The following is a 24,530-nucleotide window of genomic DNA, read 5'->3' on the forward strand; positions in this document are numbered from 1 at the left end:
TAACCACTAGTTTGGCCTGTTAGCTTCGTAGCATCCACGCCACTTCGGATCAAGTCTATGGCGAGTTTATGGCGACCGCTTCCGCGCGATCCAGCGGTCCAGCGGTCCAGCGGTCCACTCTCCGCGCCACTCCCACGATCGACCTAAGCTGGCCGTGGGTGCGCCGCTGCTCTGCCGATATCATCCTGTTATGCCCAACGCGTCGAATCCCTTAGCAGCCAATCCGATTGCGCTGCGGAGTCTGGCGCCGAGCTATGACCAACGGCAGCACGGTGTGTACGTCGATGCATTGGCCAGAGCAATCCGGGATCAGGACGGCGTTCGAAACATCGCATTGACCGGCGCATATGGCACGGGGAAGAGCAGCGTCCTGATGCGTCTGACCGAACTGGACGAGTTCAGAGATCGGGTGCTTGAGCTATCACTGTCCACGGTCGGTGTAATGGAGGAACGGCCAGTGGGCGACTCCGACACAAACCCGGCGGCGTGGATGACCACGAATCGCATCCAGAAGGAGATCGTTAAGCAAATCCTCTATCGGGACACGCCGGAGAAGACCCGGGGGTCCCGGTTTCGCCGCCTCTCACGGTTCCGCTGGCTGCCTGAGATGGGCATCGCATTCGGACTGGGCACGTTACTCTTCACAATCCTATGGATCACAGGCCTTTCCCGACAGATCGTCGGCGTCCTAGACGATGACCACGGGGTCGGCTGGTTCACGCTCGTTAACATAGTGCTGCTCGTGATGTTGGCGGGGATCGTGTATTCCCTCCGATGGCTCACGCACAACCGTGTCTTCTTAGAGAAGCTGAGCGCTGGTCCCGCCACCGTATCTCTTGCCACGACATCCTCCAGTTACTTTGACCAGTACATGGACGAGATCGTGTACTACTTCGAGCAGAGCGGTCGCGACATCGTGATCTTCGAGGACATCGATCGGTTCGAGGATGTGTACATCTTCGAAACGCTCCGTGCCCTCAACACTCTCCTAAACGGGTCCGATCAGGTTCGTCGGCGTCGACGCGTTAAGCAGTTCAAGTCGGCGAACGAGGAGTCGCGTATGGGAAAGCCTCGGAGAGCCGTTCCGTCTCCGGATGTGAAGTTCATCTATGCCCTGCGTGACAGCGTCTTCGAGAAGCTCGGCAACGAGTACGATGGCGAGGAACCTAATGAGGCGGCACCGGTGCGCGTTGAGACAGCAAGAGACGCTGGCGACAATGAAGTGAGACGGGCGAACCGCACCAAGTTCTTCGACATCGTCATCCCGATCGTCCCGTTCATTACTCACCGCAACGCGCGCGATCTGATGCTCGATGCCATGGAAGGGGCGGGTGTATCCCGTGACCTCATCAATGTCGCTGCCCGGTTTGTGGCTGACATGCGCCTGATTACCGACATGCGCAACGAGTACGACGTCTACGCCGACCGGCTGCTCGGTGGGCCTCGCCAGATGCCCGGGCTCGATCCGGACAAGCTGTTCGCGCTCATCGTCTACAAGTGTGTCCACATGGCAGACTTCGAAGCAATCCGCTCTGGTGCCAGCGACCTCGATGTACTCCACGATGTCTGGCGAGACATCGTCAAAACCGCCCTCCCCGCCGCACAGACGCGGGAGCGAGCTGCAACCAGACAGCTGTCGTTGGAGGGGGTCCTCGACGGCCGGGCAAAGTCACTCGGCGACCGCTTGGAGAGCGTCATGCACGCCCTCCCTTTCAATCAGAATCATCCGACCCACGTGCAGCTGACTGTGGGCAACCAGGCTTACAAGGGAGCGCAGTTACGCACCCGCGAACTCTGGACGCTCCTGGCGGCCGACCAGGTATCGGCCGCCGTCTCCAACAGCTATAACGGCCAGAGCATAAGCTTTTCGTTCGATCAATTGCAGACCCTAATGGGAACGCAGTTCGATCCCTCTGAATGGGTCAAAGTCGACCGACGCACCCAGATCGACAAGCGCCGCTCGGCGCTGCGGGACGTCGATTTCCTCCGGCACCACACCTGGGCCGACATCTACGCACGAGGAGAGTTCACCACCACTGCGGAAGATGGCGCCGAGCCGGAAACATTCGCGCAGGCGACGGACCGGATCTTGAAATCCCGCGTGGCTCGAGCGCTTGTCGCTGCTGGCTACATCAACGGCTACTTCGCACTCTACGTCTCCGTGTATTACGGCCAGCACCTCCGACCACGCGCACTAAACTACATCATCCATGCTCTCGACCGTGGAGTCGCCGATATCCACGCCGAGCTCGACGGAGACGATGTCGAGGCGATAATCGGTGACGAAGGCACTGACATCTTCCGGGACCGTGCCGCCTACAACGTCTCAGTCCTCGATCATCTACTGGCGAAGCGACCGGACGAGGCGCAGATGATCGTACGGCAAGTAGCTGCCTGGGATCGGGACGATCGCGACTTCGGTCTTGCATATATTCAGGCTGGGAGCGAACGAATACGGTTCGTTCGCCGCCTCGCACCGCTCCTGCCGGAGAAAATCGCGAGCATCGTAACGGATGCCCCGGAGGACGTACTCCCCCATCTGATCGAGGCCGCACTCGGGGCAGCCGGTTCTGAGATCGGCGAGCCCCCGACCAGCGAGTTTGCCGATCTCGTGATCAAGAACTACAGGCAGTTCTCTTCCATCATCACCGCCCCGCGGGGCAAAGCTAAGGTCCTCATACCCAAGGCGAAGGCCATAGACGCGATCGCCAAGCTCCGAATCCAGCTCCCCTCGACGGCACCGTTAAACAGCCTCGCTCGCAAGCGCGTCATTGAGCTGGGTGCTTACGAGCTAAATATCGCAAACATCGAGAATCTGACAGAGCAACCCTCGCTCGCTCTGGATGCCATCCGATCTGCCAGCGAACCCGTCTACAGTGCCGTACTGGGACGCGTTGGAGAGTACTTCGCACTCATAGCCGAACGCAACGGCGCCGTCACGATCGAGGATCCCGAGGAATTCCTCTCGATCCTAAACGACGCGCACGAGGTCACCATGGATCGTAAACATCTCGCTCAGCTCGTCGAAGGGGCATCCGCAGCCTGCCGTGTCGATGCTGCAGCTGACGCACCATCGTCTGTGTGGCCGACGCTCGCGGCCACGAGGCGGATGGCTCCCTCGCCGCAGAACCTTCTGGCTTATCTCGACACTATCGGCGAGCTCGACGACAACGTCGGACAGCTCCTCGCTCTCGTCGAAACGGTCGAAGGGACCGACGAGGTGCCAGACTTCGAGAGAATTCGGATCGCCGTCGCGATCCTCAACGCCAGGGAGACCATTCCCTCCGCCAGACGCCGTGTGAACCTCGCCGTCAGTCTGCATCTGCCCTCACCGATCTCTGCGGATTCCCTCACTCCGGAAAGCGGTGACATCGTCGGACTGATGATCGAGACGAAACTACTCAGCGACGACGAGACCACCTTCGCACACGCCGTGATAGCTGACTGGCCTACCCGGGAGGCCGCCCTCATCCGGTCGAAGAATGCTCCTGCAATCATCTCACCGGTTCTTGTTCCGTCAACCGACCTCGGCAGCTTCTTCAGTAGCGCGACGGTGCCGACGGAGCTGAAAGAGGCGGTTCTGTCGCAGCTCGGGATTTTTCTTCCCGGCGCAAGCCGGGACACGGTCCGCACCGTATCGAACTTCGCGGCTACCACAGACGCCGACGTCCCCTTCAATACCATCGATCAGCTAAGAATCAGTGGCGCCACCGACCACAGTATTGTGACATTGCTAACTAACTCCCAAAGCATCTCGCTGGATCAGATCCAAGCAACACTGCGAACTCTTGGTGCCCCGTATCCCTCAATTGCGGATCGCGGCAACGTCAGGCCGGTTGTCCCCGACGACTATGCCCACCAACGGTTACTAGACCGCCTCAAGTCGGCCGGCATCGTAAGCGGCCACAAGCCCGAGCGTGGCAGTCGACGAGTGTCTCTCCGAAAGCCGTAGCCAGATCAGTGAATGGCTTACAGGTTTTTTCCTCAGCTATTCATGATCTTTGGAGAGAATCTCGGTGCCGAGCATGCCGATCCATCCGCGGTGAGATCGCACCGGACATCACAATGGTTCGCGCCGCCAGCTCGCGGGTGCTGCGTCAAGGCGGCTCTCCAGCCCGGCATAACGTTGGCTAGCAGGCACTGTTTTGTCACCCTCGCGACACGACGATCCCTGACGACTCGATGAGTTTCTGGTGTTGACGTGAACACGCACGGCCTTCCGGCGCCCCCGGAACCTATGCATCTACACTGCATGCCTAGGAATTTTAGCTCAGGCGAGAAGAAAACACCGAACTCCACGTACTCGGGATCAAGACTCAGTAGCACCAAAATTGGTTTGCCGACTGTGACGCTTCACGCTTTACAAACCAGAATTGCATATATGCAATCAGGAGGGAAGCAAGTATGGATGCGGCAGCCATAGTGAAGCGTGTTCGCGCACTGCGCGGTATCACCCGCAAGGAGCTCGCTGAGCTCGCAAACCTTTCACCCTCAACGGTGGGTCGTATTGAGCGCGGCGAGGTGGATCCCACGTGGGGAACATTGTCACGCATCCTCTCCGCCACCGGGTACCAGATCAGTGGCGGCACGATTGTTTCGGCCGGAGACATCTCTGCCCTCGCAGCAGCTCGCCCATGGATCAGCGCAATATTGGATGCGCTTGAGGAGAGCACTCGGGCATACTCTCCAACGCTTGTGTCTTCTACTCAGGAGATAGCTGCGGCCGCGGCCCGTAGTAATGTCAAGCTGAACTGGCCTGAACTCTGGGGCTCGGTACTGAAGAACCTCACGGTCTCGTTGAGTCCCTTCCCGAATATGACGAATGAATGGTGGGAGCATTGGCAGCGTGCAGGCTGGCTGAAAGATGGGGCTGACACCGACGATCTGGTCGCACTCGCGGTATCAGCCGGGAACGCGGCAAAGATCAGTCGACGAAGCGGTATCCAGCGGGCGGTCGATGCGCCAGGCGGATGGCAGTCACTTGCGCGTGCGCTGAGCGATGCTGACGTCAACTACGCCGCCTCTGGCCTCGTCGCGACGCGGAACGATCGCAGTGTGGCTAACGCGAACTTGCCAGTGTTCTACGTTGAAGACCCGGTGGATCTCGGGTCCCGATTCTCGCTTTCGCCGGCAGCTCTTGGCCGGGGCGTCCTACTTATTGAGGCAAGTGACGGAGAACTTGATGACGTCGAGGCTGAAGAAGGGATTTGGTTTGTGCCGCGTTCCCAGGCCATCCTTGATGCGCTCGCGGGGTCCGGTCGCGAGCCGGACAAGGCGGAGAATGAACTTCGGAAGCTGCTGGCTGCGGCATGAATGACCAGCTTCAAAAGCCGTTCGAGTCTGGCCGTGTGCCGCTCGAACCTGAGATCGTCACTTCACGTCGCGCACTGATCGACGTAATCATCGGTCTCTCCAACCATCGTGACGCGCTGACGGTTCTCGGTGATCACGCAGTGATCGAAGTGACACAGCATATCCCCGCGCTGCCTCCGGATGACACGACTCGTGACGCTGACCTCGGAGTGATCCCGCAGTTGCTCGGCGCGGATCCAGTCCTCGAAGAGTGAAGCGCCCTGGTTTTAGTGGAGACTCAGCTCATTTGATTTCAACCAGTTCTTTGGCGCTGGCGACTCCAGCATAGAACGTCTCCTCGTACTCCGCTGGCGACACATCCCCGAGGTAGCCGTGTAGCCGTTCGGTGTTGTGCCAATGCACCCAACCAAGCGTCGCGAGCTTGAGATCATCGATGGTCCTCCAGGGCCCGTTCTTCACCGGTCCCCGCACCAATTCGACCTTGTAATACCCATTCACCGTTTCAGCGAGGGCATTGTCATAACTGTCGCCGACGGTCCCGATCGAGGGTGTCGCTCCAATCTCAGCGAGTCGTGAGTATTCGGTCTTCTGAGCAGCACCACTATTGCGGTTGAGCAGCACGTTGATGCCCTTCAATATTGCTTCGTGAGCAGCACCCAATATTTTTGTTGAGCAGCACTGTGGGACCCTCCTTCTGTCGCGCGCTGTTACCGCGCGACAGAAGGAGTCATTCTTGACAAGTAGCCCTTGATGGTACGGGTAGTCCACATACCCGGTACTCCTATTCTGGCGAGGGGGTACTGGCACCCAGTCGAAGACGCTGGATGCCAGGCCGCTCGCTCCTGCTACTCCCAGTGGTCCTCTTTCTTGCGTGCGCGTTCGGCGTGCAGGCTCCGCATATCGATAGTGCCCAGATCGATGCGGCGGGAGCCAGAGACGAGCCTGTTCACGATCGAGTCGGCCGCGACTCGGTCCGGGAGCGCTTCGAGCCAATAGCCCGGCCCCGACTGTGACGCGATAATCGTGGGCAGCCTCGTGTCTCTGTTCGCGAGGATTGTGAAGAGGTCATTCGCGGCGTCAGCATCAATACCGATGGTGAGGAAATCATCCAAAATAAGCACTTCAACGTTTGAGAGGTCGTTCAAGAGCTGCTGATGCTGGATGCTGTCACCCCTCGCGACGAGGAGGCGGCGGGCAAGGTCATCCATGCGAACGTAAGTCACCGAGTGTTCGGTGTGGCAGGCCGCGATCCCGATCGCGCACGCTAGATACGTTTTCCCGCCGCCGGTAGGTGACATGATCAGCACGTTCCTCGGGTCTTGCCGCCATGCGGCTGCCGCGTAACGTTGCATCCTGACTTTAGTGAGGCCACGCCCTTCTCGATAGTCGATCTCTGCGACTGACGCGGTCGGATGAGGGAACCCGGCCTTCTTGATGAACCCGTTGACCCGGTTCTCGCGCCGGATCCCGAGCGCTAAATCGGCGGCGGTTTGAAAGAGTTGTTCGGGGGTGAGATGGTCATTCGCCTCATCAGCGATGAGCTGCTCGAACTGGAGCGCAACGTGCGTGATCCTGAGGGTGCGGAATTTCTCGTGGTCTTCGCTGCTGAACATTAGGCTGCGCCTCCCTGCTGCCCGTTGCCTGGGGCGTAGTGAGAAGCGTCGCGCACGTACACGTCAGCAAACTCTTCGAACTTAACGGGACTCACTCGCTTTGCTTGGCCTTTCTGCGTTGACCCTGCCGGCACTCGGGGTGCAGGTTTCTTGACGTCGCTATCGATGCCCGCCATCATGCGTTTCAACACGGTGTATGTGGGTGCCGTTCCGAGGTTCAACACCTGCTGGCAGGCAGCCTCGAGTCGCTGCTTGTTCCGCCTCCCCAACCCGGTGAGAATATTCTGGCAGTCGAGGAAGCCCTGCGCCTCGATCTGCTGACGGTCAAGAACCTGCTCGATCACGGTCACGGTCGCGGGGCCGAAGCTCCGCGCGAGATCGGTGAACCATCGCCTGGTCCACAGCCCATCAATGTTGCGGTGCTGTGGCGGCACATGCGCAGGCTGGGTCGCATACTGGCCTTTACGCCCGGTGAGGCGTCGGTGTTCACAGACAAGATCGTGCCCATCGAACACTGCCACTCTCGCCGAGGTGAGTCGGGCCCGAAGGAGGCGGCCAGCGTAAGCATGGGGAACGGAGTAGTGCATGTAATTGCAGGTGACGTGGTAGTTCCGCCCCACCTTCACGTCTTTCCACTCGACTTCTTCAAACGGGTCGGCAGGCATCGGCCCAAGTTCTGCCGCTTCCTCGGTCTCGAATCGTTCCCATCTGGTGGTGTCGTCGGCGCGTAACATCACGTGATTGATCTCGTGTACCCGCTCCTCGATCGCTTCGTTCAACTCCGCAAGACTCGACCATGTTTCCTCGGCAAGATATCCGATGACACGTTTATTGACTACGTTTACCGCGTTCTCGGCAGCCGCTTTGTCGCGTGGTTTCTTGACTCTGGCGGGCACGACCGCGACTCCGTAATGGTCAGCGAACTGCCGGTAGCGTGCGTTCACTACCCGCTCCGCATCACCCTGCCGCAGCCGATGTGTCGAGGTTGTCGGGTTATCGGGCACGATCAACTTCGTCGTGCCCCCAAAGAACGAGAACGCACGCGCATGCGCGTCAATCCACGACGGTGATTTCATGTCCGTATACGCGTGGCAGAACACCGCACCCGAAAACGGGAGCGCTGCAACAAACAAGATCGCCTTGGTGATTTCCCCGGTTGCCTGGTCGACGAGGTCGAGGGTGTCGCCAGCCCAATCGACAAGTATCGCCCGACCCGGCTCATGTTTGAGCGTCGCGACGAGATCGTTCTTCCTCAGGTAGTCGCTGAAGAGATGGCAGTACTGGGCGTACCCATATTTCCTCAGCCCTCCGCTATCTTGACCGACATAGCGTGACCAGGCTTGCTGCAGCGTGAAATGCCGATTCTTCCGCATCGATGCCACCACCCGTCGGTAGTCGGGCTGTTCATAATCATCGCTCACTCGAGCGCGCCCATCGGGGAACAAACCCCGCACCTCGGCATCGGTCATGGGCTGGAACAAAGCGCGAGTAATCCCGCGCGTCGCGATCACCTTCTTCGCTGCTGCAACCTCTCGGCGAGAACATCCCACAAGCTCCGTGATCGTCGCGTAGCTGCGCTGATCGAGGAGCAGATCCATGATTTTTCGGTAATCGGCCATCACCGGCCACCTCCTGAAACTGTGTCAGCAGCACCGTATTGTGCCGCTAGTTCCAGAAAAGCGCATAACGCGCGGCAGTACCACCTGCCCAGAATAGGAGTACCGGGTAGATGGACTACCCGTACCAACTGAGGCTATGCGCCAATTCTGATGGTACGTAAGATTAAAGCCAAATTGGTACTCAGGCTGCGCGCCGAGGGACTGTCACTCAGACAAGTCGAAGCTCAAGGCATCTCTCAACACAGCGTCATCAAGACTGAGCGGGCCGCGGCCCGCGAGGGCATCACCTGGGCGACCGCAGAGCCCATGAGTGACGTCGAGGTATACGAGCGGCTTTTCCCTGACAGCGGCACACGGGAGAGCGTCTATGAACAACCTGACTGGCCCAAACTGCATCGTGAGCTCGCGAGAGTTGGGGTCACGCTGAAACTCCTCCACGACGAGTACCGTGACCTGTGCCAGGCTACTGACCGGCCAGGCATGGGGTACGACCGGTTCTGTAAAACGTACGCCGACTATGTACGCACGCAGGGCATCTCATCAAGGGTGGGACACAAAGCTGGTCAGACCGTTGAAGTCGACTGGTCAGGCCCGACGATGCAGCTCACCGACTCGGTAACGAGGGCGGCAACACGGGTGTATTTGTTTGTCGGGTGCCTCCCGTTCTCGCGCTGCGGGTTCGTCGAGCCGACGCTTGATATGCGGCAAGATACGTGGCTTTCCTGCCACGTCGCCATGTTCGACTGGTTCAACGGCTCGACCCCAAGGATCGTGCCCGACAACTTGAAAACCGGTGTACTTAAACACCCCCGCGAGGGCGAGGTGATCCTCAACGACGCTTACCGGGAACTCGCCACACACTATTCAGCAGCCGTGTTGCCGGGCAGGCCCCGCCGCCCCAAAGACAAAGCAAGCGTTGAAAACACGGTCTGGAGTGTGGCAACGTGGGTGATCGCGTCGCTCCGTCACCGTGAGTTTGCCACGCTCGCTGAACTCCGGGGAGCGATCTATGAGCAGATGGCTGCGTTCAATCGGGAACCGTTCCAGAAACGTGCCGGCTCGAGGCAGAGCGTGTTCGAGAACGAAGAACAGCCCCGGCTGCGGCCGCTGCCCGTCGTCCCCTACGAGATCAGCCGCTGGGTGTATGGCCGGCGCGTCGGACGAGACGGACACGTGGTGTGGGAGAAGAACCACTACTCGGCCCCTTACCCGCATGTAGGCGAACTGGTTGACGTGCGCGTCACCGCCCGCATTATCGAGATCTATCAAGGCGGCGACCGGCTCGCTTCCCACGTACTCGCCCCGGCGGGTGTCACCGGCGAATACTGCACGAGAGATGGCGATCTCCCCGACGGGCCCAAATATCGGGAATGGGATGCGCTGCGCGTGCGTGAATGGGCGGCAAGAATCGGCGAGCACACCACGACAGTGGTGGCACGCATCTTCGCGTCAGTTCCCATCGAGGAACAAGGGTTGAACGCGGCGTTGGCAGTGTTACGGCTCACCCGACGCTATTCGAGTAGCAGAGTGGAACGAGCATGCGAGATCGCGTTGGCCAGCAGAGTCAGGTCTCCTCGTTACGCGCACTTGCGCCCCATCCTCGAGACCAGGCAAGACGAGACCGGGAAACGGCATCCCAGGTTCAGTGATGCGGGGGCTGCCAGCGACACCGCGGCTCCGACTGGATATGTGCGCGGGGCTGCCTACTACGGAGGGAACACAAAGTGACGATCATTGACACCGACACCAAACACAAGCTCCGTGAAATGGGGGCCACCGCGTTAGTTGACGCGTTGACCGGGCAAGACGACACCCTCACTCTCGGAATGCCTTTCGCCGAGCGCATCAAGCTCGCTGTCGATGACGCCCACTCATCGTTTTCGCAGCAGAAAATCGAGGGCCTGATTCGGCGGGCAGCGCTGCGTTACCCCGATGCTGAACTCAGACGCCTCGATCTCCTCGAGGAACGTCATATCGACCGGGGTGTGATCGCGCAGCTGGGGACCTGCGCGTTCGTGAGCCGCGGCGAGAACGTCGTGTTCCAGGGATTCACCGGGTCAGGGAAAACCTATCTGGGGTCAGCGCTCACCAGGGCCGCTTGCCAGCACCAGTATCGGGCACTCTACATTCGGATGCCTGACCTCGAGGAAGCGTGGCATGCGGCGGCGGACAAACCTGGAGGGAAAGAAAAGTTCCTCCGCAAGTATGCCGCCTATCAGCTGCTCACCATCGATGAGTGGTTGCTCGATCCACCAAGTGGCAGTCTGCGAGGGATGCTCCTTGAGCTTCTCGAGCGCCGATACGACACCGTCTCGACCGTGTTCTGCACCCAATACCAGAAGCAGGACTGGCATGACCGGCTCGGCGGTGATGTTCACGCCGATGCCATCATGGATCGTATTGTGCACCGCACGATCTGGGTAGAGACGGGAGAGACAAACATGCGCGAGCACACCGCTCGCGGATAGCCCGCCAGCTGGTGGGCTACAGCCAGACCGGTTGCTGCCCACCAGTACTACTCGGTGCTGCTCAACCGCAATAATGAGTGCTGCTCAACTACAATATTGGTGCTGCTCAAGCCATCGAATACTCAGTCGCTCTCCGTAACGCACAGACGTGAAGCGAGACCCCGCATCGCTATGGCAGCGAACATCAGGAAGCCGACGGCCGTGCGACCAGCATGCCATCTCGATCGAGTCAAATATCGTCTCGGTCTTCATGTTCGATGCACACCGCCAGCCCACGATCATGCGGCTAAACGCATCAATGATGAAACAGACGTAAGCGACGCCCTGCCAAGTCGGCACGAACGTCAAATCCGTCACCCACAATGGTTAGGCGCGTGCGCTGAAAATACCCGATTCACGAGGTCTGGGTGCCGCGCCGCCCGAGACTCAGGCTTCGTCGTCTTCACGCGCTTCTCGCGACGTATGCCCTCAACCTCGAGGACTTTCATGAGCCTTGCGACCTGATCGCAGCCAATATCGATGCCGGCACGTTTCGTGGCCTTCCAGAGCTTGCGCACCCCATAGACAGAGTAGTTCGACTCCAGATTTCGAGGAGCTGCGGCGCTACCTCTGCATCCCGATTTTGCCGAGCCGAGACTGGTCTGCCGTTTGCTGCGTACTACGTTGACGGGGCCACCAGCAGCACGCTGCAGATGCGCTCGACCCCGAGCCTGCGACCAGCAACAACATCGTCTTTGTTGCGGTTGATGAAGGCCACTAATTCTTGTATTGGCGGTCGAGCTCCGCCCCGAAGAAAGACGCGGCACGCTTCAAGATTTCATTCGCGCGCTTGAGCTCACGCACTTCTTGCTCAAGCTCACGCATGCGAGCTTGTTCATCGGTTGTGACACCAGCTTTTACGCCGTCATCAATGTCGGCCTGGCGCACCCATGACTGCAATGATTCGGCCCCGTAGCCGAGTGATCGGCGACGCGTTGCACAGTTCCCTGTGATGTTCCGAGCTCTGCCCGGAGAGTACGGACCATCCGGATCGCGGCGGCTTTCTCTTCACCGGAGTATCGGCGCCCTTGTTCAAGTGTTGTTGTATGCTTCCATTCTCCTTCCAAAGCCAGGAGCCTCCAACAGAACCAGGGCGCTTCAGTTCGTCCTACACGCACTCCTGAGTGGCCCGGCTGAACGCTAACACTTCTAAACTCTTACGAATGCGATCGACACCATTCCCAAAGCGGGCTATCTAGCCCGGAAGAAACTGCTTTAAGTGTTCGCGAAGACCTTCGTCACAGACATAAACGTATGTACCCCTGATTCCACGAGTTAAAAGCACCGTGTATATGTTGCGCACGTATTGAAGTAGATCTTCGTCGGAATACGAGACACCCCGCTTGGGGTTGTTCTCCATGCCTTTCTTATCGAAGTAATGGCTTCTGTCGAAGTACACTCCTCGCTCCGGGGTGTATCGAAGATCCTTTCCGATGATCACTCCAACATAGTTCAGGTCGTAACCCTGGAGCGTGTGAATTGAGCCCACTTCTTCGGCCGACTGTTTCGAATTAATCCAGTCTTTATCCGTAGAGTTCCACCGAAGTGAAACCCCCTCAATTTCAATATCAAACGCCGATTTAATTTTTCGGCTCTGCCATTCCCACGCATAGCCCGCGGCCAGTCGGCCCAACCCGTGTTCAGAATTTTTATTTGAGATTGCCCGTTGCATTTCGTGAAAACTTAGAAAGTACTTCAGGTCATATCCACCGAACTCTTCTCGATGAAGCGGTGGATTTTCACTCAGCATTCTCCGCACATAACCCACGTAATCCTGGTCCGCACGCACACGCATTTGCGAAAGCAACGGATACAGACGGCCTGCAGCGCTCACTTCTGCGATGAGTTTCTTGGTCACTGAAAGTGGCAAATCAGCGGGCCGAACCGATTGCTCGGTGTCGAGCATCAGAATTTGGTGGGTGCTCTGTCGCCGGATCCAGTCGAGTTGCGTATAGGCGGGATCATCTTGCCCAAACAGAATCTCATTGATCGTTGCAAAGTCTTTGTTCCGCATACCCGATGCCTGATTCGCGCGCTGGTTCAGACGGTGGGCTTCATCAACGATCAGCACATCAAATTTCTCAGCACTCTTACCCACGTCAAAGGGCGTCAGCACCATAGACGTGTCAAGCCCCGGCGTAAGCTTGAATACTTTCTTTAAGGACTCGCGAAGGGATTGCTGCGGAACCACGATCCCAGCACGCAGCCCCTCTAACAACGTCGGGTAGCCTTCAACGAAAAACTCACTGAAAAGCGAGTCGCTATCAAGCGGTTCGCTAGTGTCATGGGTACGAATATCTTGCAAGAGTTTCATGAGGTAAATCCCCACGATCGTTTTACCCGTGCCGGGGTTACCCTGTACCACGACTGTGCTGCTCGTACCGTGCTCAAGATCACTGAACAGGCCTTCGAGCACACCCTCAACAGCGACAGCCTGATCCTGGTTAAGCGCTTTGAACGGTGAAAATTTGAATAGATCACTGTTTACGATCTGCGGGATCGTTCGATTGAACAGCCCTTCGGCGCGTAAGGCCTCAAATATTTCGTCAAATTTCTCTTGATAGTCAGAGCGCCGGTAATAGTCTGCGTCAGTGATTCCCTGATTGAGGTTAAGTACCTTGTACTTCCCATCGCCTGAGAACAGGCGAATGAGCATTGATTCCAGGTCCAAACATGCAGACTTATTAAAGGTCTCGTCCAAAATCACACGAGCTGTCTCTAGCCCCGCTTTGGCGCCTGAATCCAGGTGCTGCCGCATTCGACCGGCTGCGTTCAGTGACTCGCCGACGTAGATCTCTCGAGCGGCGTTGATCGTGTAGACCGCTGGCCAGTTCGAGTGTTTTTTACCAGCCGCACTCCACGCGAGAACGTTCGCCGGATCAAACTTGAACTTTTCAACTTTAAAGCTTGTCATACTTATCGCTCCGCCCGCGCGCCAGGGCCACTGGGTACTTTTCGGCGCTCCGTGCCAGCTTGTCCAAGATGATGTCATCCAGATTCAGGTGTAGCCGCTCGGCTAGGAGTATGCAATAGGTCAAGACGTCAGCCAGTTCGTCTTTGGCTTCCGCCACGTCACCTTCACCCCATTGGAAACATTCCAGGAGTTCTCCTGCTTCAATCGCAACGCTTTTTGCGAGGTTCTCTGGGGTGTGAAACTGCCCCCACTCTCGTTCCTCGCTAAACGCTCGAACTACGTCAATTGTCTGCTCCGAGATCATAGACAACACGCTATCAGCGTGAACATCGACATGCACCACTACGCTCTACTCTTATGCGCGCGCATGTAATTGCGTTAAGCTTATGGGTGACGTCAGTTCGGCGTCCTGACTCTGGGGTCGAACGATAGCCGCCCCTTGGAGTTCCGGTACGCCGCACACACCGTCACGTAGTTCTTCGTTCCACAAGAATTTAGGAGACCCACATGAAGATCCAAGCGGCAGTGGCCACAGCCCCCAAGACCGATCTCGACATTCGTGAGCTCACGCTCGATGCTCCCCGCGCCGACGAAGTGACCGTGCGCATGGTCGCCTCGGGCGTCTGCCACACCGACGCCATCGTGCGCGACCAGTGGTACCCGACCCCGCTCCCCGCGGTGCTTGGCCACGAGGGCTCGGGCGTCGTTGAAGCCATCGGCTCCGACGTCGTTGATTTCAAGGTCGGCGACAAGGTTGTGCTCGCGCCCGCCAGCTGCGGCGTCTGCGAAAACTGCATCAGCGGACACCCCCAGTACTGCGTCGACTTCTACGACCTCAACTTTGGCGGCAGCCGCACCGACGGCAGCAAAATGTTCGACGACAACGGCACCGCCATCTCGTCGAACTTCTTCGGCCAGTCGTCATTCGCGTCGATGACCAACGTCAAGGCACGCAACGCGGTAAAGGTCGCCGATGACGCGCCCCTCGAACTGCTCGGCCCGCTCGGCTGCGGCATCATGACCGGATCCGGCGCCGTCATCAACGTGCTCCAGCCCAGCCCCGGTGAGTCAGTAGCCGTCTTCGGCACCGGAGCAGTCGGCCTCGCCGGCATGCTCGGCGCCGTCGCAAGCGGCGCCACGACCATCATCATGGTCGACATCGTGCCCTCACGACTCGAGTTCGCGAAGGAGCTTGGTGCCACCCATGTTGTCAATTCCAAGGAGGTTGACGCGGTCGAGGCGATCCGCGAGATCACCGGCGGCAAGGGCGTCAACTACGCGCTCGACACCACGGGCGTACCCGCGGTCTTCAGCCAGATGACCAAGGCGCTCGCCACCCTCGGCCACGGTGTGCTCGTGGGAGCTGCGAAGCTCGGCACCGAGGCCGCATTCGACATCGGCACGCTGCTCACCAGCGGCATCCAGATCTCGATGGTCGTCGAGGGTGACGCGGTCCCCCGCGAGTTCATCCCGAAGCTCATCTCGCTGCACGAGAAGGGCCTCTTCCCCTTCGACAAGCTCGTGAAGACCTACGCCTTCACCGACATCAACCAGGCATTCGCCGACAGCGAGTCAGGCGTGACGATCAAGCCGGTCGTGCTGTTCTAGCGACCGCAATGATCTCTATGTAGATCTGTGCAGATCCGGATCGGGCGCCTCGCGAATCATCGCGAGGCGCCCGATCTCGTTATTGTTTTCCACAACAGGTGAAATTAGCGCTTGTTCGCCTCGTGCAGCTCATGCAATTGCGCTTCGGTCATGCCGAGGTGTGCGCCGATCTCGCGAATGAGCGTGTTCCAGACTTCACGTTTCAGCTGCTCCTCGTCGTGGGCATGCGCGAGCATCGACTTACGGTAGAGCACAACATTGTCGGGAATCGCCTCTGCGCCAAAGTTGCCGCGCGAGGTAAGCGGTACACCGCGGTACACAGCAAGCACGTTGAGGTTGCCATCTTCTGGCTCATCTTCAACAGTGATTGCCACATTGTTGAGCACCTCCGCCAAGTCGTCTGGCAGCTCATCCATGAGCGAGGCGACAAGGTTGATGAATTGATCTTCTGTGACTGGCTTCATGGGTACAGTCTGGCATGCGGGGGTAGCACGAAGCTCAACATTCTCGAACGGCTCGACACAAAGCTGTCAGCGCAGTCGCGACCAGTTACAGCCGCCATCACTTTGTGAGACGGTTCTCGGTCATCTTCCGTACAACGTCGAAAAACGTTGGTACATACTGTCCCCACGATTTTTCAATTTTGTCGATGTCGAGCTTGCCCGTATGGACTTGCTCGGACAGCCTCAGCCATCCTTCCCCAGTAGCAGAGGTAAGCGCGAACGCGACGCCTGCACCGATTACGCTTCCTGCACCGGGGATCAATTTGAGGAAGCTGCGCGCGAGGGCCTGTCCCGTGATCTGGACTCCCATCTGCGCGAGGGCACCCGCTGAAAGCATTGTTTTGAGCTCAAGATCATAGATTGCCGAGATACGACCAATCATCGTCAATTGGATCGGCGCCAAAATTGCGGCATCTGCGACGGGAACGGGGATCGCCGCGGCTGCTGCGGCTGCTGATGCGGCAGCCGCAATGACGGGGCGCGCCATCTCCCGTTTCCACGGGAGGTTGAGTCTCTGCGCGATTCGAAAGGCATCCTTCTCGTTTTCCGGGGATAGGGCGAGGGTTTCCGTGACGAGCTCACCGAGACCGTGCCCCTTACCCTTTCCGTGCTTTCCGCTCGTCGACGTCAGAATAACTCGTTGAATAGGAATGTCGATTGATGCCCCGTTCTCATCGACAGGGTCTTCGAGCCAAGCACGAAACTCTTCAACGTCGTCTGGTGCTGACCTTTTACCGGTTACCGGGTTCTTCGACCAGTCCACCTTCGTGAGTACAAGAATTACCGGAAGACCAGCAGCGTCCAGTTCTTTGATCATGTCGATGTCTGGGGGTGTGAGGCGTGGGAGCTGTGACAGTACGCAATACCAAACTACCGAGACCTGTTCGTTGGCGGGCCGTTCAGAGATCGTGTGCAAGTTTCGCCTGAGGATCTCGGCTGGGGTTTCACGTGATCCGATTTCGAATCCCTCGAAATCCCAGATTCCAAGAGAGTTATCTTGAAAATAGTGGACGCCCCTCGTCACGGGGAGGCCCTTGCCAACTTTCGCCAGATCACGACCGAATACCGCGTTGACGAGGGATGACTTGCCCACACCGGTGCCCCCAACTACGGCGAGATTGAACCTTCCATAGTGCGCCTTTGCCTGGGCATTCGCGTCGAGAAAGGATTGGTCAGTAATTTCAGGCTCATCCGTTGACGACCCTCTGGGCTCCGGCGCCATGTGTGGCCTACTTTCTTGTAATTCCGAGAGGGGCTCAGATCATACAGATGCAAGAGGCCCGTTCGATTACCCGTCACCTAGTTCCTGGCGGCTACCGGGTAGAAGTGTGTGCTCTTGTAGGCTACATCGGGCTGAGGACAAGTCGGTAGCGGCTCCCGCCGTCTAGCTGCATCGCAGTTCTCATAGGAGTAGCCTGCACGGCACTTCTGGTCGAATTACTTGGGCAGAAAGTCACTATCTCGGATAACCGGATCACGCCATTTCTTTTGCAGTCACCTCTGACTTCTCGTGGGGAGCCGTTTGAATTAGCGCAACCGAAAAGGTCGGCCCCTCGCGAGGTAATTCGCGAGGGGCCGACCGACTCTCAATCAACTTCTAGCAGTTCGAGTTACAACCCCGACCGCAGCAGCTTGCCGAGCGGTTTGCGGCCAATAAGCAGCAGCAGTCCGAGCACAAAGCCCGTGCTTGAGACGATCATGAAGTACTGCGGCGACTCGATCTTGGTGAACAGCTGACCGAGCTGGCCCGACAGCGACGAACCGAGCGCGAGGGTCAAGAAGTTCAGCCCCACCATCTGTGAGCGGAACGACTTCGGACCGATCTTGGTCGCCACCGACAACCCGATCGGGCCAACGAAGACCTCAGAGGATCCGGCAATCACCATAAACAGCAGAATCAGCGCGAGCGGAATGTATGCGTTGCCCGTGGCCGTCGAGATGATCAGCAGGAACAGGTAGGCGCAGCCGATCTGAATCAGGCCGATACCGAACTTGGTGACGGGAGAGGGCTGCTTGTCCCCCAGCTTGTGCCACAGCTTGGCGATCAGCGGCGTGATGAGTACGGCAGCGAGCGGGCTCGCGGTCGTGATCCAAGCGACGGGGAACGTCCAGTCACCGATCTGCAGATCGATGCGCTCGGTGATGAGAATTGAGATGGCCGTGAACTTCTGAAACAGTAGGCCGAAGTAGATGCCCGAGAACAAGAACAGCGGCAGGTAGCCGTACAGCCGGCGGCGCTCCACGGTGGTGACCTTCTTCGAGGTGCACATCGTGATGAAGTACGCGGCGGCCGCGATCAGTGCGAGCGTCGTGGTCGTCTTCGCCAGGTTGTCTGCGCGCAGCAGCCCGGTGGTCGTCACCACGATGACGAGGGCCACCGCGGCAACGGCCACGAGCGCGACCAGCGGGTAGCGCGACTTCGGCAACGGGTTGTTGATCTCAGAGGCGTGCGCGGGCAGCTTCTTCATCGAGACGAGGTACTGCACCAGTGCGCCGGCCATGCCGATCGCTGCGAGACCAAAGCCCCAGTGGAAGCCGTATTCGTTCTGCATCCAGCCCGTGGTGAGCGGGCCGACCACGGCGCCGATGTTGATCGCCATGTAGAAGTAAGAGAAGCTGACGTCGCGCTGCTGCTGCGAGTGCCCCTCGACGATAAAGCCCACGATCGACGTGATGTTCGTCTTCAGGGCGCCCGTGCCGAGCACGATCAAGATCAGGCCAGCGCCGAGCCCCAAGAAGCCGGGAACGATGGAGAGCACAATGTGCCCGGCCGTGATGATGAAGGCACCGATGAGCACCATCGTCTTGGGCGCGATGAGGCGGTCCCCCAGCCAGGCGCCGAGCACCTGCGCGAGGTAGACAGCCCCGCCGTATGCGCCCACGATGCCGGCGGCAGAGGCCGGCTCGATCGCGAGCCCGCCATCAGCGAGCGAGTAGAGCAGGTAGAACGCCAGAATGCCCTGCAGGCCGTAAAAAGAGTAGCGCTCCCAGAGCTCGGTAAATGCCATGCTCCAGACACCGCGGGGAAGGCCTGAGCGGCCGGGCGGTGAAAGCTTAACCTCGTGCGGTACCTGTAGGGTCTGTGTCATTCGTGGGAACCTGCCATTCGTGTTCAGATTGAAGCGGATAGTGTCTTGCGGTCTTACGGGGTGCCGTGAGTGCGGGCGCGGCAGCGCACCGGTGTTTCGGTGCGCACCCTCGGGTGTGCGCGTTTTCACGCACCGCAAAGCATCGTCGATGTTTCGCGGTTCTCATCGGCGAGAGCCCCCAGGCCTGCTGCCTCGGTCATTGCGGCAGCCCGGTATCTCGCGAAACCTGAGGCGATGCCTGCATGGTTCACGATTCGAACAAGCTCTGAACGCGGCTGTCGCGCGCCACGATATACGTGCCGTGCCAGGCGTGCCAGATCTTGATGTTCGCGCGGGGGCGAAGCTATGATTCTATCTTGAATTTGGGGTGCAAAATGCCACGCTCCATCGCGGCTTTCGAGGCGCCAATGGGGCACCGCTCCCCTACCCCGCGACACGTGCGCCGGGCGGCCCGAATTGGCCGCTGGCGCATCACCGATACGGTGGTGAGAGTGAATATCGCAATACGCCCCTGGGTCGGCATCCTCGCGCTCGTGGGAGCCACCCTCGCGTGGGCGGGCAACTTCCTTCTGGGCGGCGCTGCCGTCGGCGAGATGGGGGTGCTCAGCCTCGCGTGGATGCGCTGGGCGATCGCCGTCGTGCCACTGTTTGTGATTGCGCACTTCGTCGAGAAACCCGACTGGCGACTCATCGCGCGCAATTGGCCGCGCATCGTGCTGCTCGCGATCTGTGGGCTCGCGATCTACAACATCATGCTGTATCTGTCGCTCGGCGCCGATTCCGCCGTGAATGCGTCGCTCATCAATTCGGTGAACCCCGCGCTCATTGCCGTCGCTGCGGCGATCTTTCTGCGCTCCAGGGTGGGCGTGCGGGGTGTCTGTGGCATCGCGCTCGCGTTCTTTGGTGTCGTGTGGATTCTGACATCCGGATCCCCGCAAACCATTCTCGACAACCCGCCGTCGGCGGGCAGCCTATTCATGCTCGTCGCGATCTGCGCGTGGACGGCCTATACGATCCTCGGCCGCACCGGGCCCAAGCTGCCCCCGATTGCGTCGGTGGCAGCGCAGGCCCTCGTCGTGACCGTGGGCTTGGCCCCATTCGCGCTTGGCTCGGGGCTCGACCTTCCGAGCTCCTCATCGGGGTGGGCTGCTCTCGCCTACATCGCTGTGTTCCCGTCGATCGTGTCGTATGTGCTGTGGAACACCGCCCTGCAGGTGATCCCGGCACCTCGGGCCGGCGTCTTCTTGAACCTCATCACCGTGTTCACGGTGCTCGGCGCAGTGCTGCTGGGCACGCCCCTCACGATCGAAGAGCTCATCGGCGGGGTGCTGGTGCTCGCGGGCGTCGCACTCACCACGAATTGGCGACACCGCCCGGCAGTGAACTCCCCCGCCTCGCAGCGTAGCCCCGGGGCCGGCCCAGGGCAGGGCGTTTAGTCGTCTTCGGGGAGCGCTCCGAGTAGACCCATGAGGGCTTTCTCAATGCCTCGAGCCACCGCGCCTTGCAGCTCTGGCATGACGCGCATCCGTTGGTCGGTGCCGCGCTCCAATAGCCCCATGCGCTCGAAGGTGAGGAGGTTGCGGCGGGCTCCCATTTCAGCGACCTGCTCAGCAATTGAACCTGACTGATCTATGTCGAATTTACCGTCATCGTCCATTACCAGTTCGCTCGCGTCGATGCCGTCGCTGAGGCAGGCGAGCAGCTTCTCAAGGGTGCATCTGCTCTGCTCGAGCCAGAGAAAATGTGTGTCGTCTTCTACCCCAGCAGTGGCCAGGTCGCGCACAAACTCCTCGCACACATGAAGCAAGGTAGACTGGCTCACCGAACCGTCGAGGTCCACCTGGGGGCCGAGTTTCACCCGTGTTGAAGTGAGATCGATCACCCCTGCCTGCAACAAGGCCATCCACCAGGCATCAAGCTCCGGCACGTCAAACATTGATCGTGCGTAGATGATGCGCCCCGGGCTCCGGTCGTACCCAGCGTGGTCGGGCTCCTTTGCGACGCCCTCGGCATGGATGCCGATCATCTGCGCCACCCGTGCAATATCGACCCGGCGCACCCCACCTGACCCGGTGATGGGTTGCGGCTTCTCCAACCACGCCAGCAGCTCAGCAGTGCCCTGCGCGAGGAGCGAACTCTCGAGGGCCACCTGCACCTGTTCAGGCGGCATCGCATCCCCGGCAGTGATCGCCCATTTCAGGGATGCATTATTAATCGCGCCCCCGGTTTCGTGTTCCTGTTCGGTCAGTTGCGCGGCCTCCGCCCAGGCGTTGTCGTCAGGCGCATCTTCCGCACGAAAAGACGCGTAGGTTTCGAGCATCCAGCCGCGGTGCTGTCGCAGCCCTTCGCTCTCGAGCTGCGTGTTCAGATTGAAGATCGTGGTGAAGTCTTGAGCGTCGTGAATGTTCAGCCCCCGAGCGATGGCACGGTCTTCGTTCTCGACGAAGTCCTCGAGCATCTCTTGGATTTCATCCTCAGGCGCGTCGCTTTCGCGGTACCACTCAGCAAATGAGGCTTTGAAAACGGCGGCTGCTTCTTGCTCTGCGGCCGAACGCATATCGACCACGCGGTGCACGACGGGGCTCTGCCCTGGCGTCTCGCTGGCCGCTTCAAGCCCCTCGAATGCCCGCGCCACCGAGACGCCATCGCGGCGCCCCACCGCGAGCACCACCGCCACAGCGGCGAGCGCCGCACCATACATCAGTAGTTTGCCGCCGTGCTTCACCGTGAAACTGTGCAGGCTGTCGAACGCGCGGCCCTTGCGAGCGAGCACCAGCAGGTCTTGGGCGACACCTCGCGCCTTGCCCCGCCATTTCGGAACAGCCACCACCGGAAGCGCGGTATCGGCCCCAGGCCCTGAAAGCCAGGTGTCGATGAGCCCCATGCTCGCACCGATCAGGTGCGAGGCGGCGGGCGCATCCTCAGTCTCTTCTGGGGCGACACTGCCGAGGATCTGAAGCGTCAGGTCGAGCTGGCCGAGTTCGATCGCCCGGGCCAGGCTGCTCAGGTAGAACATGGCGTTGACGCGATCCCGGCCCACGGGCGTAAAGAGGGTGAGGTTGCGTTGTTCGCTGGCGCGGGCGAATGCCGCGTTGAGCTCTTCGAGACTCAGATCTGAATCCGGATCATCAAGGTCGATACCCTCGGCCAGTAATAACGGCGCGAGCTCCTCCATAATGCCCGCGGCCATACCTGGCTGGTGAACGACACCGTGCTTCTGCATCGCAGCAAGAAACTCGGGATCCTCGAAAAAGTTGCTCTGTGCGACCATGAATTCAGCGTACTGGAATTACTCTGGCCGCTCAGCTGTTTGGTGCGACCAGTTCAATGAAGCGGTCAAGCACCTGCTCTATACCCAGTGCCACTGCGCCCTGGAAGGCCGGTGCCACCCGTATTTTCTTGTCTTTGCCAAGTTCGAGTACACCCAACCGTTGAAAGGTCACAAGGTTGCGGCGTGCTCCTATTTCGGCCGCCAGTTCAGTGAACGACAGCGTGTGGTCAATCGTAAGATTAGCTTGGGGGTCGACCTGTAGTTCTGCATTGTCGATCCCTTCGTACAAGCACAGGAACAATTTTTTGATCGTTGCGCTGCTCTGCACCGAATAGAGCAGTGGCGCATCGGGGGTCAGGCCGTTGCCCACGAGCTCTGCCACAAACGCCGTGCACACTGCGAGTGCCGTCGCTGCAGAGATTTCCCCGTTGCGATCAACCATCGATCCGAGTTTTGCTCGGGTTGCAGTGAGTGTCATCACCCTGGCCCGCAGTACGGCAATCCACCAATACGCGAGCTCAGGAATAGCGGTCATGGACTGTGCGTAGATAACTTGGCTCGGGTCTGGGTTGCTTCGGGCACCGTCAGGAAGACGTGCCACTCCCTCGGCCGAGATCCCGATCAGTTGAGCACAGAAGGCAATGTCTGTGCGACGAATGCCGCCACGCTTGGTCACCTGTCGAGGTGTGCTCAGCCAACCAATCAGCTCACGCGTACCCTGCATCAGCAGGGAACGGTCGATCGTTTGCTGGAGCAGCTCAGGCGACACCTCCGCGGCAGCCGCCTTCGCCAGCTTCAGCACGTCAAGATTGTGTGCTTGGGCCGTCATCGTGCGCGATTCGAGGAGTCGCACGGCCCGTGGCCACCCGTCTCCAGTGATACGGTCCTGCAAGCGAAAACGCGCGTACCATCCCAGAGTCGCATATGCCCCCTGTTGGAGCGGTTCGTGTTCCATCTTGTCGACCACTGCGAGGAATTCTACGAAGTCACCCAGTACGTGCAGGTCGAGGCGCCTGGCCAACGCGCGCGCCTCGAGTTCATCGAGGCTATCAAGGATGTCGTTGACCTCGTTCTCGGTTGGCCCGTCGTCATCTTCCCATTGGACTTCTTCGTACCAATCCGCAAACTCGCCCTTCAGGTCGAGGGCCAGTTCCTTCGCGTCTTCCGATCTGAAATCGATCGCACGGTGCGCGATGGGTGGTTGCTGCAGCAGCTCTGCGGCAACTTGGAGGCCTTCGAAAGCTTGGATCACAGGAACTTTGTCCCTGCGTGCCACCGCAATTACTACCGACGCGACCGCGAGCACGGCACCGTGCATCACCTGCTCGCCACCGCATTTCAGAACGAAACTCGGGTGGCTGTCAAACGCTCGCCCCTTCCGCCCCAGGGCGAGAACGTCTTGAGCGATGCGCTGCGCTTTTCCCGGCCATGGAAGTACCGAAATTGACGGGAGATCGTGGGCCGCGTCGGAGCCCCTGAGCCAGGTGTCCAGCAACCCCAAGCTCACCCCGATCATGTGTGAGCCGGCCGGCACCCTTTCCGTTGCTTCCGGTTCAATCCTGTCGAGCATTCTGGCTGCAACATTCTGAGTTCTGAGCTGCAATGCCTCGGTGACGATGTGGAGAAACACCAACGCATTTGCGCGGTCTCGCCCCACCGGGGTGAACAGAAACAGATTGCGCTGATCTGTTGCGCGGGCAAGAGCCTGCTTCAATTCGTCAGCGCCCAGATTCGCTTGGGGATCTGTGAAATCAATACCGTCGGCTTTGAGGAGCGGGGCGAGCTCTTCCATGGCCTCCGCCGCCATACCTGGCTGAATTGTCACCCCGAGATTCTGCAGCGCTGCAAGAAACTCAGGGTCTTCGAAGAAGTCGTTCTGGGCGGCCATGCACCCAGCGTAGCCGAGGCGCAAGCCTCGCACTATGGCTGAAAACCGCCAATTTCCAGCGATCACGTCGAGCTCTTGCTAGCGTGCTTCAATGCCAAAACCGTACCATTTTCGGTACGGTATTGACACATACGCGTGCCTGCATGAATCGCAGGAAGTTGCTCCACATCAGCGTGAGCACGGCACCCAGGCAGGCAAAAATCCC

Annotated in this window: 16 protein-coding genes, 2 pseudogenes and 1 other annotated feature; of the genes and pseudogenes, 7 read left to right on the forward strand and 11 right to left on the reverse strand. The window is 59.3% G+C overall.

Features of this window, described 5'->3' with window-relative positions:
- Nucleotides 1-190: 190 nt before the first annotated feature.
- The 3 genes from JOF28_RS05430 (at nucleotide 191) to JOF28_RS05440 (ending at nucleotide 5,567) form a co-directional block, all read left to right on the forward strand.
- Complete coding sequence (locus tag JOF28_RS05430; RefSeq protein ID WP_209704850.1) at nucleotides 191-3,952, forward strand: YobI family P-loop NTPase; 3,762 nt, start codon at nucleotides 191-193, stop codon at nucleotides 3,950-3,952.
- A 452-nt stretch (nucleotides 3,953-4,404) separates the two neighbouring features.
- Nucleotides 4,405-5,313: a helix-turn-helix domain-containing protein gene (locus JOF28_RS05435; protein WP_209704851.1), complete on the forward strand. Its 909-nt coding sequence runs from the start codon at nucleotides 4,405-4,407 to the stop codon at nucleotides 5,311-5,313.
- On the forward strand, nucleotides 5,310-5,567 hold the full coding sequence (locus JOF28_RS05440) for a hypothetical protein (protein ID WP_209704852.1): 258 nt from the start codon (nucleotides 5,310-5,312) through the stop codon (nucleotides 5,565-5,567). The genes JOF28_RS05435 and JOF28_RS05440 overlap by 4 nt, the downstream gene beginning before the upstream one ends.
- A 28-nt stretch (nucleotides 5,568-5,595) precedes the next feature.
- Here the strand turns inward: JOF28_RS05440 and JOF28_RS05445 are convergent.
- From JOF28_RS05445 to istA (JOF28_RS05455), 3 genes and pseudogenes are all read right to left on the reverse strand, one after another.
- Nucleotides 5,596-5,886: pseudogene (locus tag JOF28_RS05445) on the reverse strand (integrase core domain-containing protein); the annotation flags it as partial.
- Nucleotides 5,887-6,158: 272 nt separating this feature from the next.
- Nucleotides 6,159-6,926 carry an ATP-binding protein gene (locus JOF28_RS05450; protein WP_209704120.1) on the reverse strand — a complete coding sequence of 256 codons (768 nt, stop codon included), beginning with the start codon at nucleotides 6,924-6,926 and terminating at the stop codon, nucleotides 6,159-6,161.
- Entirely contained in the window at nucleotides 6,926-8,545 is a 1,620-nt protein-coding gene (gene istA, locus JOF28_RS05455) for an IS21 family transposase (protein WP_245189823.1), read from the reverse strand. The genes JOF28_RS05450 and istA (JOF28_RS05455) overlap by 1 nt, the downstream gene beginning before the upstream one ends.
- 150 nt (nucleotides 8,546-8,695) lie before the next feature.
- Here istA (JOF28_RS05455) and istA (JOF28_RS05460) point away from each other — a divergent pair, with 150 nt between their 5' ends.
- On the forward strand, nucleotides 8,696-10,273 hold the full coding sequence (gene istA, locus JOF28_RS05460) for an IS21 family transposase (RefSeq protein WP_209704853.1): 1,578 nt from the start codon (nucleotides 8,696-8,698) through the stop codon (nucleotides 10,271-10,273).
- A complete protein-coding gene (locus JOF28_RS05465; protein ID WP_342452091.1) occupies nucleotides 10,270-11,013 on the forward strand; it encodes an ATP-binding protein in 744 nt (247 codons plus the stop codon). Before istA (JOF28_RS05460) ends, JOF28_RS05465 begins: the two co-directional genes overlap by 4 nt.
- A 120-nt stretch (nucleotides 11,014-11,133) precedes the next feature.
- On the opposite strand, the pseudogene JOF28_RS05470 reads toward JOF28_RS05465, so the two are convergent.
- The 3 genes and pseudogenes from JOF28_RS05470 to JOF28_RS05480 form a co-directional block, all read right to left on the reverse strand.
- A pseudogene (locus tag JOF28_RS05470) lies at nucleotides 11,134-12,119 on the reverse strand (IS3 family transposase); the annotation flags it as partial.
- Nucleotides 11,681-11,815 (reverse strand) — a sequence feature (AL1L pseudoknot). Its footprint overlaps the pseudogene before it by 135 nt.
- Before the next feature lie 128 nt (nucleotides 12,120-12,247).
- A complete protein-coding gene (locus JOF28_RS05475; protein WP_209704854.1) occupies nucleotides 12,248-13,966 on the reverse strand; it encodes a DUF2075 domain-containing protein in 1,719 nt (572 codons plus the stop codon).
- Complete coding sequence (locus JOF28_RS05480) at nucleotides 13,953-14,270, reverse strand: nucleotide pyrophosphohydrolase (protein WP_209704855.1); 318 nt, start codon at nucleotides 14,268-14,270, stop codon at nucleotides 13,953-13,955. Before JOF28_RS05480 ends, JOF28_RS05475 begins: the two co-directional genes overlap by 14 nt.
- A 203-nt stretch (nucleotides 14,271-14,473) precedes the next feature.
- Here JOF28_RS05480 and JOF28_RS05485 point away from each other — a divergent pair, with 203 nt between their 5' ends.
- Nucleotides 14,474-15,574: an NAD(P)-dependent alcohol dehydrogenase gene (locus JOF28_RS05485; RefSeq protein WP_209704856.1), complete on the forward strand. Its 1,101-nt coding sequence runs from the start codon at nucleotides 14,474-14,476 to the stop codon at nucleotides 15,572-15,574.
- Between the two features lie 104 nt (nucleotides 15,575-15,678).
- Here JOF28_RS05485 and JOF28_RS05490 read toward each other — a convergent pair whose 3' ends face one another.
- The 3 genes from JOF28_RS05490 to JOF28_RS05500 form a co-directional block, all read right to left on the reverse strand.
- Nucleotides 15,679-16,038: a metallopeptidase family protein gene (locus tag JOF28_RS05490; protein ID WP_209704857.1), complete on the reverse strand. Its 360-nt coding sequence runs from the start codon at nucleotides 16,036-16,038 to the stop codon at nucleotides 15,679-15,681.
- 97 nt (nucleotides 16,039-16,135) lie between these two features.
- Entirely contained in the window at nucleotides 16,136-17,299 is a 1,164-nt protein-coding gene (locus tag JOF28_RS05495; protein ID WP_209704858.1) for a GTPase, read from the reverse strand.
- A 388-nt stretch (nucleotides 17,300-17,687) separates the two neighbouring features.
- Nucleotides 17,688-19,166, reverse strand: coding sequence for a peptide MFS transporter (locus JOF28_RS05500; protein ID WP_209704859.1), 1,479 nt, complete (start codon nucleotides 19,164-19,166; stop codon nucleotides 17,688-17,690).
- Between the two features lie 491 nt (nucleotides 19,167-19,657).
- Here JOF28_RS05500 and JOF28_RS05505 point away from each other — a divergent pair, with 491 nt between their 5' ends.
- On the forward strand, nucleotides 19,658-20,602 hold the full coding sequence (locus JOF28_RS05505; protein ID WP_209704860.1) for a DMT family transporter: 945 nt from the start codon (nucleotides 19,658-19,660) through the stop codon (nucleotides 20,600-20,602).
- Here the strand turns inward: JOF28_RS05505 and JOF28_RS05510 are convergent.
- On the reverse strand, nucleotides 20,599-22,437 hold the full coding sequence (locus tag JOF28_RS05510; protein ID WP_209704861.1) for a hypothetical protein: 1,839 nt from the start codon (nucleotides 22,435-22,437) through the stop codon (nucleotides 20,599-20,601). The genes JOF28_RS05505 and JOF28_RS05510 overlap by 4 nt on opposite strands.
- A gap of 31 nt (nucleotides 22,438-22,468) precedes the next feature.
- Complete coding sequence (locus JOF28_RS05515; RefSeq protein WP_209704862.1) at nucleotides 22,469-24,325, reverse strand: hypothetical protein; 1,857 nt, start codon at nucleotides 24,323-24,325, stop codon at nucleotides 22,469-22,471.
- Nucleotides 24,326-24,530: the final 205 nt, after the last annotated feature.

This window comes from Leucobacter exalbidus, assembly GCF_017834145.1.
GTDB lineage: Bacteria > Actinomycetota > Actinomycetes > Actinomycetales > Microbacteriaceae > Leucobacter > Leucobacter exalbidus.

Excerpts from the sequence above, each read along its gene's own strand:
- JOF28_RS05450 (WP_209704120.1), bottom strand. The coding sequence starts at position 6,926 with ATGTTCAGCAGCGAAGACCACGAGAAATTCCGCACCCTCAGGATCACG.
- JOF28_RS05510 (WP_209704861.1), bottom strand. The coding sequence starts at position 22,437 with ATGGTCGCACAGAGCAACTTTTTCGAGGATCCCGAGTTTCTTGCTGCG.
- JOF28_RS05500 (WP_209704859.1), bottom strand. The coding sequence starts at position 19,166 with ATGACACAGACCCTACAGGTACCGCACGAGGTTAAGCTTTCACCGCCC.
- JOF28_RS05485 (WP_209704856.1), top strand. The coding sequence starts at position 14,474 with ATGAAGATCCAAGCGGCAGTGGCCACAGCCCCCAAGACCGATCTCGAC.
- JOF28_RS05440 (WP_209704852.1), top strand. The coding sequence starts at position 5,310 with ATGAATGACCAGCTTCAAAAGCCGTTCGAGTCTGGCCGTGTGCCGCTC.
- JOF28_RS05435 (WP_209704851.1), top strand. The coding sequence starts at position 4,405 with ATGGATGCGGCAGCCATAGTGAAGCGTGTTCGCGCACTGCGCGGTATC.
- JOF28_RS05515 (WP_209704862.1), bottom strand. The coding sequence starts at position 24,325 with ATGGCCGCCCAGAACGACTTCTTCGAAGACCCTGAGTTTCTTGCAGCG.
- JOF28_RS05495 (WP_209704858.1), bottom strand. The coding sequence starts at position 17,299 with ATGGCGCCGGAGCCCAGAGGGTCGTCAACGGATGAGCCTGAAATTACT.
- istA (WP_245189823.1), bottom strand. The coding sequence starts at position 8,545 with ATGGCCGATTACCGAAAAATCATGGATCTGCTCCTCGATCAGCGCAGC.
- JOF28_RS05430 (WP_209704850.1), top strand. The coding sequence starts at position 191 with ATGCCCAACGCGTCGAATCCCTTAGCAGCCAATCCGATTGCGCTGCGG.
- JOF28_RS05475 (WP_209704854.1), bottom strand. The coding sequence starts at position 13,966 with ATGACAAGCTTTAAAGTTGAAAAGTTCAAGTTTGATCCGGCGAACGTT.
- istA (WP_209704853.1), top strand. The coding sequence starts at position 8,696 with ATGGTACGTAAGATTAAAGCCAAATTGGTACTCAGGCTGCGCGCCGAG.
- JOF28_RS05490 (WP_209704857.1), bottom strand. The coding sequence starts at position 16,038 with ATGAAGCCAGTCACAGAAGATCAATTCATCAACCTTGTCGCCTCGCTC.
- JOF28_RS05480 (WP_209704855.1), bottom strand. The coding sequence starts at position 14,270 with ATGATCTCGGAGCAGACAATTGACGTAGTTCGAGCGTTTAGCGAGGAA.